General features: G+C 58.4%; 13 protein-coding genes and 1 tRNA gene. 12 read left to right on the top strand and 2 right to left on the bottom strand.

Annotated features, from left to right (window positions below; translation table 11 throughout):
* Nucleotides 1-917: 917 nt before the first annotated feature.
* Nucleotides 918-1,002 (bottom strand) — tRNA-Leu (locus tag IEY47_RS08955).
* A 109-nt stretch (nucleotides 1,003-1,111) separates the two neighbouring features.
* On the opposite strand from IEY47_RS08955, the gene queA reads away from it, so the two are divergent.
* The 6 genes from queA to IEY47_RS08925 all read left to right on the top strand — a co-directional run bounded on the left by queA (nucleotide 1,112) and on the right by IEY47_RS08925 (nucleotide 7,176).
* Nucleotides 1,112-2,155 carry a tRNA preQ1(34) S-adenosylmethionine ribosyltransferase-isomerase QueA gene (gene queA / locus IEY47_RS08950; RefSeq protein ID WP_188982852.1) on the top strand — a complete coding sequence of 348 codons (1,044 nt, stop codon included), beginning with the start codon at nucleotides 1,112-1,114 and terminating at the stop codon, nucleotides 2,153-2,155.
* Between the two features lie 20 nt (nucleotides 2,156-2,175).
* Nucleotides 2,176-3,294 carry a tRNA guanosine(34) transglycosylase Tgt gene (gene tgt / locus IEY47_RS08945; RefSeq protein WP_188982956.1) on the top strand — a complete coding sequence of 373 codons (1,119 nt, stop codon included), beginning with the start codon at nucleotides 2,176-2,178 and terminating at the stop codon, nucleotides 3,292-3,294.
* 37 nt (nucleotides 3,295-3,331) lie between these two features.
* The gene (gene yajC, locus IEY47_RS08940; RefSeq protein WP_188982851.1) at nucleotides 3,332-3,664 is read left to right on the top strand and encodes a preprotein translocase subunit YajC; all 333 of its coding nucleotides are present in this window, start codon (nucleotides 3,332-3,334) and stop codon (nucleotides 3,662-3,664) included.
* Nucleotides 3,665-3,728: 64 nt separating this feature from the next.
* Entirely contained in the window at nucleotides 3,729-5,591 is a 1,863-nt protein-coding gene (gene secD / locus IEY47_RS08935) for a protein translocase subunit SecD (RefSeq protein WP_188982850.1), read from the top strand.
* A 10-nt stretch (nucleotides 5,592-5,601) separates the two neighbouring features.
* A complete protein-coding gene (gene secF / locus IEY47_RS08930) occupies nucleotides 5,602-6,516 on the top strand; it encodes a protein translocase subunit SecF (protein ID WP_188982955.1) in 915 nt (304 codons plus the stop codon).
* A 99-nt stretch (nucleotides 6,517-6,615) separates the two neighbouring features.
* Nucleotides 6,616-7,176: a glycine zipper 2TM domain-containing protein gene (locus tag IEY47_RS08925; protein WP_188982849.1), complete on the top strand. Its 561-nt coding sequence runs from the start codon at nucleotides 6,616-6,618 to the stop codon at nucleotides 7,174-7,176.
* Between the two features lie 55 nt (nucleotides 7,177-7,231).
* On the opposite strand, the gene suhB is transcribed toward IEY47_RS08925, so the two are convergent.
* Complete coding sequence (gene suhB / locus IEY47_RS08920) at nucleotides 7,232-8,047, bottom strand: type III secretion system regulator SuhB (protein ID WP_188982848.1); 816 nt, start codon at nucleotides 8,045-8,047, stop codon at nucleotides 7,232-7,234.
* Nucleotides 8,048-8,195: 148 nt separating this feature from the next.
* Between suhB and trmJ the strand changes: the two genes are divergently transcribed.
* From trmJ to hscB, 6 genes are all read left to right on the top strand, one after another.
* Complete coding sequence (gene trmJ, locus IEY47_RS08915) at nucleotides 8,196-8,969, top strand: tRNA (cytosine(32)/uridine(32)-2'-O)-methyltransferase TrmJ (protein ID WP_188982847.1); 774 nt, start codon at nucleotides 8,196-8,198, stop codon at nucleotides 8,967-8,969.
* A 166-nt stretch (nucleotides 8,970-9,135) separates the two neighbouring features.
* Entirely contained in the window at nucleotides 9,136-9,627 is a 492-nt protein-coding gene (gene iscR / locus IEY47_RS08910; RefSeq protein WP_188982846.1) for a Fe-S cluster assembly transcriptional regulator IscR, read from the top strand.
* Nucleotides 9,628-9,657: 30 nt separating this feature from the next.
* A complete protein-coding gene (locus IEY47_RS08905; protein WP_188982845.1) occupies nucleotides 9,658-10,872 on the top strand; it encodes an IscS subfamily cysteine desulfurase in 1,215 nt (404 codons plus the stop codon).
* Between the two features lie 31 nt (nucleotides 10,873-10,903).
* Nucleotides 10,904-11,290 (top strand): Fe-S cluster assembly scaffold IscU, encoded by a 387-nt coding sequence (iscU, locus tag IEY47_RS08900; protein ID WP_188982844.1) that lies wholly within the window; start codon nucleotides 10,904-10,906, stop codon nucleotides 11,288-11,290.
* 25 nt (nucleotides 11,291-11,315) lie between these two features.
* Nucleotides 11,316-11,639, top strand: a complete 324-nt coding sequence (iscA, locus tag IEY47_RS08895; protein WP_188982843.1) for an iron-sulfur cluster assembly protein IscA — start codon at nucleotides 11,316-11,318, stop codon at nucleotides 11,637-11,639.
* Between the two features lie 8 nt (nucleotides 11,640-11,647).
* Nucleotides 11,648-12,169 carry a co-chaperone HscB gene (hscB, locus tag IEY47_RS08890; RefSeq protein WP_188982842.1) on the top strand — a complete coding sequence of 174 codons (522 nt, stop codon included), beginning with the start codon at nucleotides 11,648-11,650 and terminating at the stop codon, nucleotides 12,167-12,169.
* The last annotated feature ends 15 nt before the right edge of the window (nucleotides 12,170-12,184 follow it).

Below are 12,184 nucleotides of genomic sequence, written 5' to 3'. Positions count from 1 at the left end.
AATGCACGGAGCGTTCAGCCATGCAGTTCCGGCGAGCGGCGGACCTCCATGCCCGATGCGCGCATCAACTTGCTGCGTGAAGGACAGGCATTTTGATGGGTGGTTTGACCGCCACAACGGTTCCTTGATTCTCCGCCATCTCGTTCCGTCGCCAGCGCGTCGCCGTCTCCGCTTTCTTCGGATCATTCTTTCCATGTGTACATGGCACAGCAGCCAAGCTGGTGATCCTTCTCTTATCGCTTCGATAACACCGATTTCCGATGACTAGAAGCCTTGTGTCTTTGCGGTTGCCTCAAGGTCATCTTCCGGCTCGGATTCCCACAGCCCGTCACCGAGCATTTCAATAACCGAGAACGGCTGTTCATCGCCAAGGACTGTCCCTGCCGCATTGCCCGTCCTCGTAGTCCTTTGCTCACCCTCCGAGTACCACGTATTTGAACGTTTTCCGGCATCAGCATTTGCATCTAGGCGGTCGGGAAGCGTTCGGTTAGCCAATCGATTGCCGTGTCGGCCTCCGCTGCTGAATGGAATGCCCGAAGGAGGGAAGGTAAAACACTTCGTGCTCCACCAGTACGCCATGCACTTTGCGCTCACTCGTCGTGATGTCGTATTCCCGTAGCTGAGGGCATCTTCTTCATGCGGTCTTGCTCGCCGCTTTCGATGCAGGCCGGGACGCTTCGCCACCGGCTACGAATTCGACCGACCCATGTTTTCTATCCGTAATGTGCTTGCCCGGCTCTTCAGCGCACTGGCGAGTGGCGACACGGTCGGACTCAGCAGCGTTGCTGGCGAAGCCTCTATACGGTGGTGAAGTAATGGGGGATATACGGAGAGACAGCCAGAAACAAGAAAGCCCGCACAGGGCGGGCTTTTTAGGTCGTTTCGTAGACTGTCGGAGACAGCTAGAAACAGGTGATTGGTGCCTCGGGGGAGACTCGAACTCCCACTCCTTTCGAAAACGGATTTTGAATCCGCCGCGTCTACCGATTCCGCCACCGAGGCAATGGCGGCGGAGTATAGGGATGTCATCCTGCCCGGTCAACGGCTCGCGTGGTTACTTTCATTCATTTCCGGTAAGCTTTCGCCGCCTTGCGAAACGACCTCCTTCCTTATGCGTGTCTCCGACTTCCATTTCGATCTCCCGGAAAATCTGATTGCCCGTCATCCACTTGCCGAGCGTCGCGCCAGCCGGTTGCTGGTGCTGGACGGTTTGGACGGCACAACGGCGCATCGACAGTTTGCCGACTTTTTGGAATACGTCAGGCCAGGCGATTTGGTCGTGTTCAACAACACGCGCGTAATTCCGGCGCGGTTGTGGGGGCAGAAAGCCTCCGGTGGGAAGATTGAGATTCTCGTCGAGCGTGTGTTGGATACGGACCGCGTCCTCGCCCATGTGCGGGCCAGTAAAGCGCCGAAGCCGGGTGCTCGCCTGCTGATCGAGGGCGGCGCGGAAGCGACGATGGTGGCACGCCATGACGCGCTGTTCGAGCTGGCGTTCGATGAGCCAGTGCTGCCAATGCTTGATCGCGTTGGCCATATGCCGTTACCTCCTTATATAGACCGACCGGACGACGACGCCGATCGTGAGCGTTACCAGACGGTTTATGCGCAGCGAGCCGGGGCGGTGGCGGCTCCGACGGCGGGGTTGCATTTCGATGAGCCGATGCTGGACGCCTTGCAGCAAAAAGGGGTGGAAACCGCCTTCGTCACGCTTCACGTTGGCGCGGGGACGTTTCAGCCGATGCGGGTGGAGCGGGTCGAAGATCACCTGATGCATAGCGAGTGGTTGGAAGTCACGCCCGAGGTCGTGGCGGCCGTTGCCGAGTGCCGCGCACGTAGGGGACGCGTCATTGCTGTTGGCACGACCAGTGTCCGTTCGCTGGAAAGCGCGGCGCGTGAGGGTGTGCTCAAGCCTTATTCCGGCGACACCGACATCTTTATCTGGCCGGGCTACCAATTTCAGGTGGTCGATGCGCTCGTAACCAACTTCCATTTGCCGGAGTCGACGCTGCTGATGCTCGTGTCGGCGTTCGCTGGCTACGAGCAGACCATGGCTGCCTACCAAGAAGCGGTAGCGCAGCAGTATCGATTCTTCAGTTACGGCGATGCCATGTTCATTACCCGTAATCCATCCGCGCGCGGCCCCGAGGTTTAAACATGTCTCGCCAATGCCATATGTCTTTCGAATTGCTGGCGACCGACGGCAACGCTCGGCGTGGCCGGCTCACGTTTCCTCGAGGGGTCGTGGAGACGCCTGCGTTCATGCCGGTTGGTACTTACGGCACGGTGAAGGGGATGACGCCGCACGATGTCGAGGGCATCGGAGCGCAGATCATCCTCGGCAATACCTTCCACCTGTGGTTGCGTCCAGGGACCGAGGTCATCAAGCGGCACGGCGATTTGCATGACTTCATGCAGTGGAAGGGGCCGATCCTGACGGACTCCGGCGGTTTCCAGGTCTTCAGCCTGGGGGCGCTGCGCAAGATCAAAGAGGAGGGCGTGTACTTCGCGTCTCCCGTCGACGGTGCCAAGGTATTCATGGGCCCGGAAGAGTCCATGCAGGTACAGCGCGACCTGGGCTCCGATATCGTCATGATCTTCGATGAGTGCACGCCGTATCCCGCCGAAGCCGACGTCGCGCGTCGTTCGATGGAGCTGTCGTTACGCTGGGCGGCCCGTTCGAAAGCGGCGCACGGCGACAGTCCCGCGGCATTGTTCGGTATCGTTCAGGGTGGAATGCATGAAGATTTGCGCATGCGTTCGCTTGAGGGCTTGAACGAAATCGGCTTCGATGGATTTGCCATCGGGGGCCTTTCGGTCGGGGAGCCGAAGGAAGAAATGATCAGGGTGCTGGATTTCCTCCCCAAGCAGATGCCGGCGGACAAGCCGCGTTACTTGATGGGAGTTGGCAAGCCTGAAGACCTTGTAGAAGGTGTGCGCCGAGGCGTCGACATGTTCGATTGCGTGATGCCCACCCGCAACGCGCGGAACGGACACTTGTTCGTCGATACCGGAGTCTTGAAGATTCGTAACGCGGTGCATCGCCACGATGATTCGCCGCTCGATGCCTCCTGTGACTGTTACACCTGCAAACATTTCTCGCGCGCCTATCTCCATCATTTGGATAAATGCGGCGAAATGCTCGGCAGCATGTTGAATACAATCCATAACTTGCGGTACTACCAGCGCGTCATGGCTGGTTTGCGCGGGGCTATCCAACAGGGTAAATTGGCCGACTTCGTCGACGCCTTCTACGCCCGCCGGGGCCTTCCGACGCCGCCGCTAAACACATAAAAACCACACTAAATTGACTTCGCAACAGGAGTGCTAAATGAGCTTTCTGATTCCCGCCGCCTACGCGGATGCAGCGGCGCCTGCCGGTCCGGCCGGTACTGGCTTCGAGTGGATTTTCCTGGTTGGCTTTCTGGTCATCTTCTACCTGATGATCTGGCGCCCGCAGGCCAAGCGTGCCAAAGAGCACAAGAACCTGCTGGGTGGCCTGCAAAAGGGTGATGAGGTCGTGACTTCCGGTGGTATCGCCGGGCGTGTCTCGAAGGTCACCGATGACTTCATCGTGATCGAGGTTTCCGACAACGTCGAGCTCAAGTTCCAGAAGGCCGCCATTGCGGCAACCCTGCCGAAAGGCACGCTGAAAGCGATCTGACTTTCAGTTTCTTCATAGCATCAACGGGGCGCTTCGGGCGCCCCGCGTCATAACGGGCGGAGTCATGCTCAACAAATATCCTCTTTGGAAGTACCTGCTGATTCTGGCGGTTCTGGCGATTGGCCTCGTGTATTCGGCCCCTAACCTTTACCCGAACGATCCGGCGATTCAAATCAGCGGTAGCAGCTCGGCCACGCGCATTGAGCAGGGGCTTGTCGACCGTGCGGCGCAGGCGCTTCGCGACGCTGGAATCCAGGTCAAGTCTGGCGAGCTGGGCGAGAGCTCCGGCCTCATTCGGCTGACCGCACTGGGCGATCAGCTGCCGGCGAAAGACGTCGTCACTAAAGCGCTCGGCGACGGTTATGTCGTTGCCCTCAACCTTGCGCCGACTACACCTGGCTGGCTGCGCGCGTTGCATGCGACCCCGATGAAGCTTGGTCTCGACCTTTCAGGTGGTGTGCACTTCCTGCTTGAAGTCGACATGGAAAAGGCGATCGATACTCGCCTGAATGTCTACGAGAACGACGTCAAAACGCTGTTGCGCAAAGAGCGCATTCGTTATCGCAGCCTGCCGATTCAGGATGGCGCGATTCAGATTGGTTTTACGGATGAAGAAGACCGCCAGCAGGCGAGCCGTCTCATCGCAAGCAATTTCAATGATTTTGCGGCCACCGAGACTCAGCGCGGTGACCTGCAAGTGCTGCGCCTGGCCCTGACCGATGCCAAGCTGACCGAAATTCGTAACTACGCGGTACAGCAGAACCTCACTACGGTACGTAACCGAGTGAACGAATTGGGCGTCGCCGAGCCGCTGGTTCAGCGCCAGGGCGCGAACCGTATCGTCGTCGAGCTCCCGGGTGTGCAGGATACGGCCGAAGCCAAGCGTATCCTTGGCAAGACAGCGAACCTCGAGTTCCGTCTGGCCGCAGCGCCGGATGCGCCGCGCGCGTCGACAGAAAGCTTCGAGTTCCGTGAGGAGGGCCGGCCGCCGGTCGACCTCGAACGTTCGCTGATCATTACCGGTGACCAGGTGACCGACGCGCAGGCCAGCTACGATGAAAACGGCCGTCCGCAGGTGAACATTCGCCTCGATGGCCATGGTGGCGATTTGATGAATCGTGCCACGCGCTCCAATGTCGGTCGCAGCATGGCGGTGATCTTCATCGAGCAGCGCCCCATCACGCGCACCGTTACCCAAAACGTGGACGGCGTCGAAAAGCAGGTCGAAGTGCCTAGCTTCGTCGAGGATCGCAAGATCATCAGCCTGGCGACCATTCAGTCTGCGCTGGGCAGTCAATTCCGCATCACAGGCCTGAACGGGCAGGGCGAATCTTCAGAATTGGCGTTGCTGTTGCGCGCGGGCGGTCTGGCTGCGCCGATGTACTTCGCTGAGGAGCGCACCATTGGTCCTAGCCTGGGGGCGGAAAACATCGATCGTGGTATTCAGTCCACCGAATGGGCCATGTTGTTTGTTTCCCTGTTCGTGATCGCTATCTACCGATTCTTCGGCGTATTGGCGACAGTGGCGTTGGCCTTCAACTTGGTGTTGCTGGTCGGGTTGATGTCAGTCATTGGGGCAACGCTGACGCTGCCTGGTATTGCCGGTATCGTCCTGACCCTTGGTATGGCGATCGACGCGAACGTGTTGATCTATTCTCGGATTCGGGAAGAGCTTGCGCGCGGTCTTTCCGTGCAGCGTGCGATCCATGAAGGTTTCGACCGGGCCTACAGTGCGATTCTGGACAGTAACCTGACGACGCTATTGGTCGGTGGCATTCTCTTCGCACTGGGCACTGGGCCTGTCAAAGGGTTCGCAGTCACGCTTTCGTTGGGGATCATCACGTCGATGTTCACCGCCATCATGTTTACCCGCGGTATGGTCAACCTGATATTTGGTGGCCGTAACTTCAAGAAGCTTTGGATCTGAGGTCGCCATGATCAAGTCAACTATCCGTTTCATGGCGGTCCGAAACGTCGCATTCGCCATCACTGTGGTTCTTTCGTTGATTGGCCTTGGCGCATTGTTTGCCAAGGGGCTCAACTTCGGACTCGATTTCACGGGCGGCACGCTGATAGAGCTCAAGTACGAGCAGGCTGCCGATCTGGACAAGATCAAGCGTGAATTGACACAGGCCGGCTATTCGGATGCGGTGGTGCAAAGTTTCGGCGCGAGCACGGATGTGCTCGTGCGCCTCGCGGGCGATGATGCGCAACTTGGAAATCAAGTTGCGACCGCATTGCGTGAAGTCGACGCCGGGTCGCAGTTCCAGGTCAGTCGAGTCGAGTTCGTAGGGCCTCAGGTCGGCGAGGAATTGCGCGACCAGGGCGGCCTGGCCATGTTGCTGGCCATGGGCGGCATCATGCTGTATCTGGCGTTTCGCTTTCAGTGGAAGTTCGGTTTGGGGGCGTTGGCTTCGCTTATACACGACGTGATCATCACGTTGGGCGTCCTTGCATTCTTTCAGATTCCATTCGACCTCACGGTGCTCGCCGCGGTGCTTGCGATGATCGGCTATTCGCTGAACGATACGATCATCATCTACGACCGTATTCGGGAGAATTTCCGGGTGCTGCGCAAAGCGTCGCTGGTCGAAAACATCGACACGTCGGTGACGCAGACCCTTCTGCGGACCTTTGCGACGTCGTTCTCGACTGCGTTGGCGCTGATTGCGCTCCTGGTGTTCGGTGGCGATACACTGGCTAACTTCGCGCTAACCTTGCTGGTTGGTGTTGTGGTCGGTACGTACTCCTCCATTTACATCGGGGCCACCGTGCTCGTCTGGCTCAAACTCTCGGTCGAAGACCTCATCCCGCCTGCAGCGGATGCGAACGCGGCGGACGATCGTCCGTAAGCTCCGCCATACGGCGCCTGAGGGGAACTTGGGCGCCGTTTTTACCTCTAACGGGTCGCGTTGAGCGTAGTTAGCTCGTTGCGTATCTAGGAGGTTCATTTGAACAAGTCAATGCTTGTTGGTGCGGTACTCGGTGCTGTTGGGATCACTGCGGGAGGCGCTGTCGCAACGTATAGCCTCGTCGACAAAGGTCCTCAATATGCTGAAGTCTTGGCCGTACAGTCCGTCAAGGAAACGATCAAGACCCCTCGCCAAGAATGTAAGGACGTCGCCGTCACGCATCGGCGCGCGGTACAAGACCAGCACCAGCTTGTTGGAACAGCCGTCGGCGCAATCGCAGGTGGTTTGCTGGGTAATCAAGTCGGCGGTGGCAACGGCAAGAAAATAGCCACCGTTGCAGGTGCTGTGGGTGGCGGTTATGCCGGTAACAAGGTTCAGGAAGGCATGCAGAACCGCGATACCTATACGACGACGGAAACTCGCTGCAAGACGGTCAACGACACGAGCGAAAAGATCGTGGGTTATGACGTCAAATATGAGCTAGACGGTCAGGTGCGGCAGGTGCGCATGGATCGAGACCCAGGTCAGCGAATCCCGGTGCGTGATGGTCAGCTCGTGATGATCGATCAAGCCGACGCGAGCGCAACCGCTGCGCGCTGAGTCATTGTTCGATCCAGACGAAAACGCCCCGCGAGTAGATCGACGGGGCGTTTTTTTAGCGCTTCAGGCTAGGCGGTAGATGCGGCTGAATGGCAGTTAGGACAGCTTTGAAGCATTTAGTGTTGCCGGCCACGATCTGGCCTTTCTCCAAATACTCGTGGCTGCCGCTGAAGTCGCTGACCAGGCCGCCTGCTTCTTGGATGAGCAGGGCACCTGCGGCCATGTCCCACTCGGAAAGTCCGAATTCCCAGAACGCGTCGTAGCGACCCGCTGCAACATAGGCAAGGTCGAGGCTGGCGGCACCTGCGCGGCGTAGGCCTGCTGTTTGCCCAACCAGACTGCGGAACATGTTCAGGTAATTGTCGAGGTGGTCCATCTGGCCGTCGCGGAATGGGAAGCCAGTACCTAGAAGTGCGCCTTCTAGGCCCTTGCGCGTACTGACCCGAAGCCGGCGGCCATTGAGGGCAGCGCCGCGGCCGCGGCTGGCGGTGAATTCTTCCTGGCGGATAGGGTCGAGCACAACTGCATGTTCCAGGCGGCCCTTGTACTTGCAGGCGATGCTGACCGCGTAGTGCGGAACACCACGCAAGAAATTGGTGGTGCCGTCCAGGGGATCGATGATCCATTGATAGTCAGCACCTTCGCCGCTGCCTTCGATCATCCCGCCTTCCTCGCCAAGGATCGAATGGTTCGGGTACGCCTTGCGCAAGATGGCAACGATGGCCTGTTCAGCCGCCTTGTCCACTTCGCTGACGTAATCCTTGGCTTCCTTTTCGCTAATCGAGATTACATCCAGGCGTTCGATGGAGCGGAAGATCAATTCGCCGGCACTACGGGCCGCGCGCAGCGCGATGGTCAGCATGGGCTGCATGGGTCAATCACCTGGAGTCGTTAAAGAAAGCCGGCAATCCTATCAGATTTCCATCGCTCACATAGAGCACCGCGTGTCGCGCCTCGCGTTCGCTCGCGGTGTTCTGTAACATTCCGATCCCGTTTCTGGGTGCTAGGGGGCTCAGGCCTTGCTCGACAACTTCCGCGTCGTACTCGTCAATACCAGTCATCCCGGTAACATCGGGGGGGCGGCTCGCGCGATGAAAAATATGGGGCTGTCGCGGCTCGTATTAGTGGAGCCTGAGGATTTTCCCAGTAGCGAGGCGAATGCGCGCGCGTCTGGCGCTACCGATATCCTCGATCAAGCCTTGGTGGTCGACACGTTGGAAGAGGCCCTGACGGGGTGCAGTTTGGTATTTGGTACCAGTGCGCGAGATCGGCGCATACCTTGGCCGCTGCTTGACCCGCGCGAAAGTGCAAATGTTGGCCTCGAGCAGGCTGCGGTAGGCGGGGAGGTGGCATTGGTATTCGGTCGTGAATACGCCGGCCTTACCAATGAGGAGCTCCAGCGTTGCCACTATCACGTGCATATTCCTTCTGATCCTTCGTTTGGTTCACTGAATCTGGCGGCTGCTGTGCAAGTCCTTACCTACGAAGTGCGAATGGCCTGGCTTGCCGCGCAGGGGCAGCCAACCAAGATGAGCAAGCTGGAAACGACGGCGATGCTCAATGCCGAATTGTGCACGGTCGAAGAGATGGAGCTGTTTTACGAGCACCTCGAGCAGGCCCTGATCGAGATCAAATTCCTGGACCCGCAGAAACCCCGCCATCTGATGGCGCGCTTGCGCAGGCTGTACGGCCGTAGCGCCGTGACGCGCCTGGAAATGAACATTCTTCGCGGCATTCTGACCGAGACGGTGAAGGCTGCGAGAGGCGAATCGCACAAGCGAGACGGCCTCTGAATCTTAAGTGGTTCGCTTGGAGTAGTTTGCCGACCGTAAGGCGGCTCGGTCATTTGGAGCTATGAAAGGTGCGCTATACCCGACCGTTTATATCGGACTTATAGTTGACTTAAATGGTCGGAAAAGCCCATAATTGCCCACAAAACAGCGATCCTTGGTAGCCGCTATGCGTCTGACGACCAAAGGCCGATATGCCGTCACTGCGATGCTCGATCTTGCGCTTCATGCGCAACGAGGGCCGGTGTCGCTGGCCGATATTTCCGAGCGACAGGGGATTTCCCTTTCGTATCTCGAGCAGCTGTTCGCCAAGCTTCGTCGGGGGCAACTGGTTTCAAGCGTGCGCGGGCCGGGTGGTGGATATCAGCTCGCCCGCGAGATGCAAAGTATTCAGATCGTGCAAGTCATCGATGCCGTGAACGAGTCGGTCGATGCCACGAGATGTCAGGGGCTTGGAGATTGTCATTCCGGTGACACGTGTCTGACCCATCACCTGTGGTGCGACCTGAGCCAGCAGATACACGACTTCCTTAGCGGTATCAGCCTTGCGGATCTGGTTACTCGCCGTGAGGTGCAGGAAGTCGCTCAGCGGCAAGACATGCGCCAATGCGGGTCCAAAATGCCGCGCCTGGATAAGATCGAAGCGTCTGCCGTGGAATGAGCGGGGCGCCAGCCTGATAGGAGAAGCTTGATGAAGTCGCCGATTTACCTGGATTACTCCGCAACGACGCCGGTCGATCCGCGCGTTGCCAAGAAAATGATCGATTGCCTCGAGATGGAGGGCAACTTCGGTAACCCTGCGTCGCGTTCCCACTTGTTCGGTTGGAAAGCCGAAGAAGCAGTCGAGAATGCGCGCCGTCAGGTTGCTGATCTGGTCAATGCCGACCCGCGTGAGATTGTTTGGACGTCCGGCGCGACCGAATCCGACAATCTGGCTATTAAAGGCGTCGCCCATTTCTATTCGGGCAAGGGTAAGCACATCATCACGTCGAAGATCGAGCACAAGGCCGTTCTCGACACCACTCGCCAGCTCGAGCGCGAAGGTTTCGAAGTGACCTACCTCGAGCCCGGCGAAGATGGCATCGTCACGCCCGACATGGTTGAAGCGGCGCTGCGCGAAGACACCGTGCTGGTGTCGATCATGCACGTGAACAACGAAATTGGTACCGTCAACGATATCGCAGCGATCGGTGAGCTGACCCGCTCCCGCGGCGTTCTGTTCCACGTCGATGCGGCGCAATCCACGGGCAAGGTCGAGATCGATCTCGACTCGCTCAAAGTTGACCTGATGTCCTTCTCCGCGCACAAGACCTACGGCCCGAAGGGCATTGGTGCGCTGTACGTGCGCCGCAAGCCGCGCGTGCGTCTGGAAGCACAGATGCACGGTGGCGGCCATGAGCGTGGTATGCGCTCCGGTACGCTGGCGACTCACCAGATCGTCGGCATGGGCGAGGCCTTCCGTATTGCCAAGGAAGACATGGCCAAAGATACCGCTCATGTCTTAGCGTTGCGCGATCGCTTCTTCAAGCATGTCGAAGACATGGAAGAGCTGTACGTGAATGGCAGTCTGACGTCCCGCGTGCCTCACAACTTGAACATCAGCTTCAACTATGTGGAAGGCGAGTCCCTGATCATGGCGCTCAAGGATCTGGCCGTTTCGTCCGGTTCGGCGTGCACATCCGCCTCGCTCGAACCGTCCTACGTGCTTCGCGCGCTAGGCCGTAACGATGAACTGGCGCATAGCTCCATCCGTTTCACCTTCGGCCGCTTCACCACCGGTGAGGAGATCGATTACGCCGCATCCAAAGTACGTGAAGCGGTGACTAAGCTCCGTGAGTTGTCCCCTCTGTGGGATATGTATAAAGAGGGTGTCGATCTATCGACGGTCGAATGGCAGGCGCACTGACGCCGCCCCTGATGAGTGAGGAGTAGATAACATGGCATACAGTGAAAAGGTCATTGACCACTACGAAAATCCCCGCAACGTCGGCAAGCTGAACTCGGAAGATCCCGACGTCGGTACCGGCATGGTCGGCGCGCCGGCGTGTGGCGACGTTATGCGGCTTCAAATCAAGGTGAATGAGCAGGGCATCATCGAAGACGCCAAGTTCAAGACCTACGGCTGCGGCTCTGCAATCGCTTCCAGTTCGCTCGCCACCGAGTGGATGAAGGGCAAGACGCTGGATGAAGCTGCACTCATCAAGAACACGACGATCGCTGAGGAATTGGCTCTTCCGCCCGTGAAGATTCACTGCTCGGTTCTGGCTGAGGATGCTATCAAGGCAGCCGTTCAGGACTACAAGCAGAAGAAAGGGTTGGTTTGACGTTTTACCCGCGAGGAGGCTTTTCATGGCAGTCAACATGACCGACGCCGCCGCTCAACACATTCGTCGCTCGCTCGATGGGCGGGGGAAGGGCGAGGGCATTCGGCTTGGCGTTCGCACGACGGGTTGTTCCGGGCTCGCCTATGTGCTCGAGTTCGTGGATGAAATTGCCGCCGAGGACCAGGTGTTCGAGAGTCACGGCGTGAAGGTCATCATCGATCCGAAAAGCCTCGTATACATCGATGGCACCGAACTCGACTTTGTCCGCGAGGGGTTGAACGAGGGTTTCAAGTTCAATAACCCGAATGTCCGTGGCGAATGCGGTTGCGGTGAGAGCTTCAACGTCTGAGGTAACTCGTGGGTACGCCTTGCCATTTTGCGCTTTTCGATCTTCAGCCGGCGTTTTTGCTCGATCTCGACGCCCTGGCGGCGCGCTATCGAGAGCTCGTGCGGACCGTTCACCCTGATCGTTTCGCCGACGCATCCGAGCGCGACAAGCGCATCGCGTTGGAGCAGGCCGCCAGTCTCAATGAGGCTTATCAGGTTCTAAAGAGTCCGCCCCGTCGCGCGCGCTATTTGTTGACACTCCAAGGCGTCGATATGCCTTTGGAGGCGACAGTGCAGGATCCTGAGTTCCTCATGCAGCAGATGCAGTGGCGCGAAGAACTCGAAGACCTGCAGGACGAAGCGGATTTCGACGGTATCGCGCGGTTCAAGCATCGTCTGAAGGATGACCAGGCCCGGCTGAACGCTGAGTTTGCCGAGTGTTGGGATGTGCCGGATAGGCAGGCCAACGCCGAGAAGCTGGTCCGCCGGATGCAGTTTCTGGAAAAGCTCACGCAGGAAGTTCGGCAGCTCGAAGAGCGCCTCGACGAATAAATTCGCGCTGCCCAA

Source organism: Pseudomonas matsuisoli (assembly GCF_014647635.1).
GTDB classification, from domain to species: Bacteria; Pseudomonadota; Gammaproteobacteria; order Pseudomonadales; family Pseudomonadaceae; genus Pseudomonas_P; species Pseudomonas_P matsuisoli.
The sequence above is the reverse complement of the archived record's forward strand: the minus strand, read 5'-3'. Positions and strand labels throughout refer to the sequence as shown.

Excerpts from the sequence above, each read along its gene's own strand:
- iscR (WP_188982846.1), top strand. The coding sequence starts at position 9,136 with ATGCGTCTGACGACCAAAGGCCGATATGCCGTCACTGCGATGCTCGAT.
- queA (WP_188982852.1), top strand. The coding sequence starts at position 1,112 with ATGCGTGTCTCCGACTTCCATTTCGATCTCCCGGAAAATCTGATTGCC.
- iscU (WP_188982844.1), top strand. The coding sequence starts at position 10,904 with ATGGCATACAGTGAAAAGGTCATTGACCACTACGAAAATCCCCGCAAC.
- tgt (WP_188982956.1), top strand. The coding sequence starts at position 2,176 with ATGTCTTTCGAATTGCTGGCGACCGACGGCAACGCTCGGCGTGGCCGG.
- secD (WP_188982850.1), top strand. The coding sequence starts at position 3,729 with ATGCTCAACAAATATCCTCTTTGGAAGTACCTGCTGATTCTGGCGGTT.
- iscA (WP_188982843.1), top strand. The coding sequence starts at position 11,316 with ATGGCAGTCAACATGACCGACGCCGCCGCTCAACACATTCGTCGCTCG.
- yajC (WP_188982851.1), top strand. The coding sequence starts at position 3,332 with ATGAGCTTTCTGATTCCCGCCGCCTACGCGGATGCAGCGGCGCCTGCC.
- suhB (WP_188982848.1), bottom strand. The coding sequence starts at position 8,047 with ATGCAGCCCATGCTGACCATCGCGCTGCGCGCGGCCCGTAGTGCCGGC.
- IEY47_RS08905 (WP_188982845.1), top strand. The coding sequence starts at position 9,658 with ATGAAGTCGCCGATTTACCTGGATTACTCCGCAACGACGCCGGTCGAT.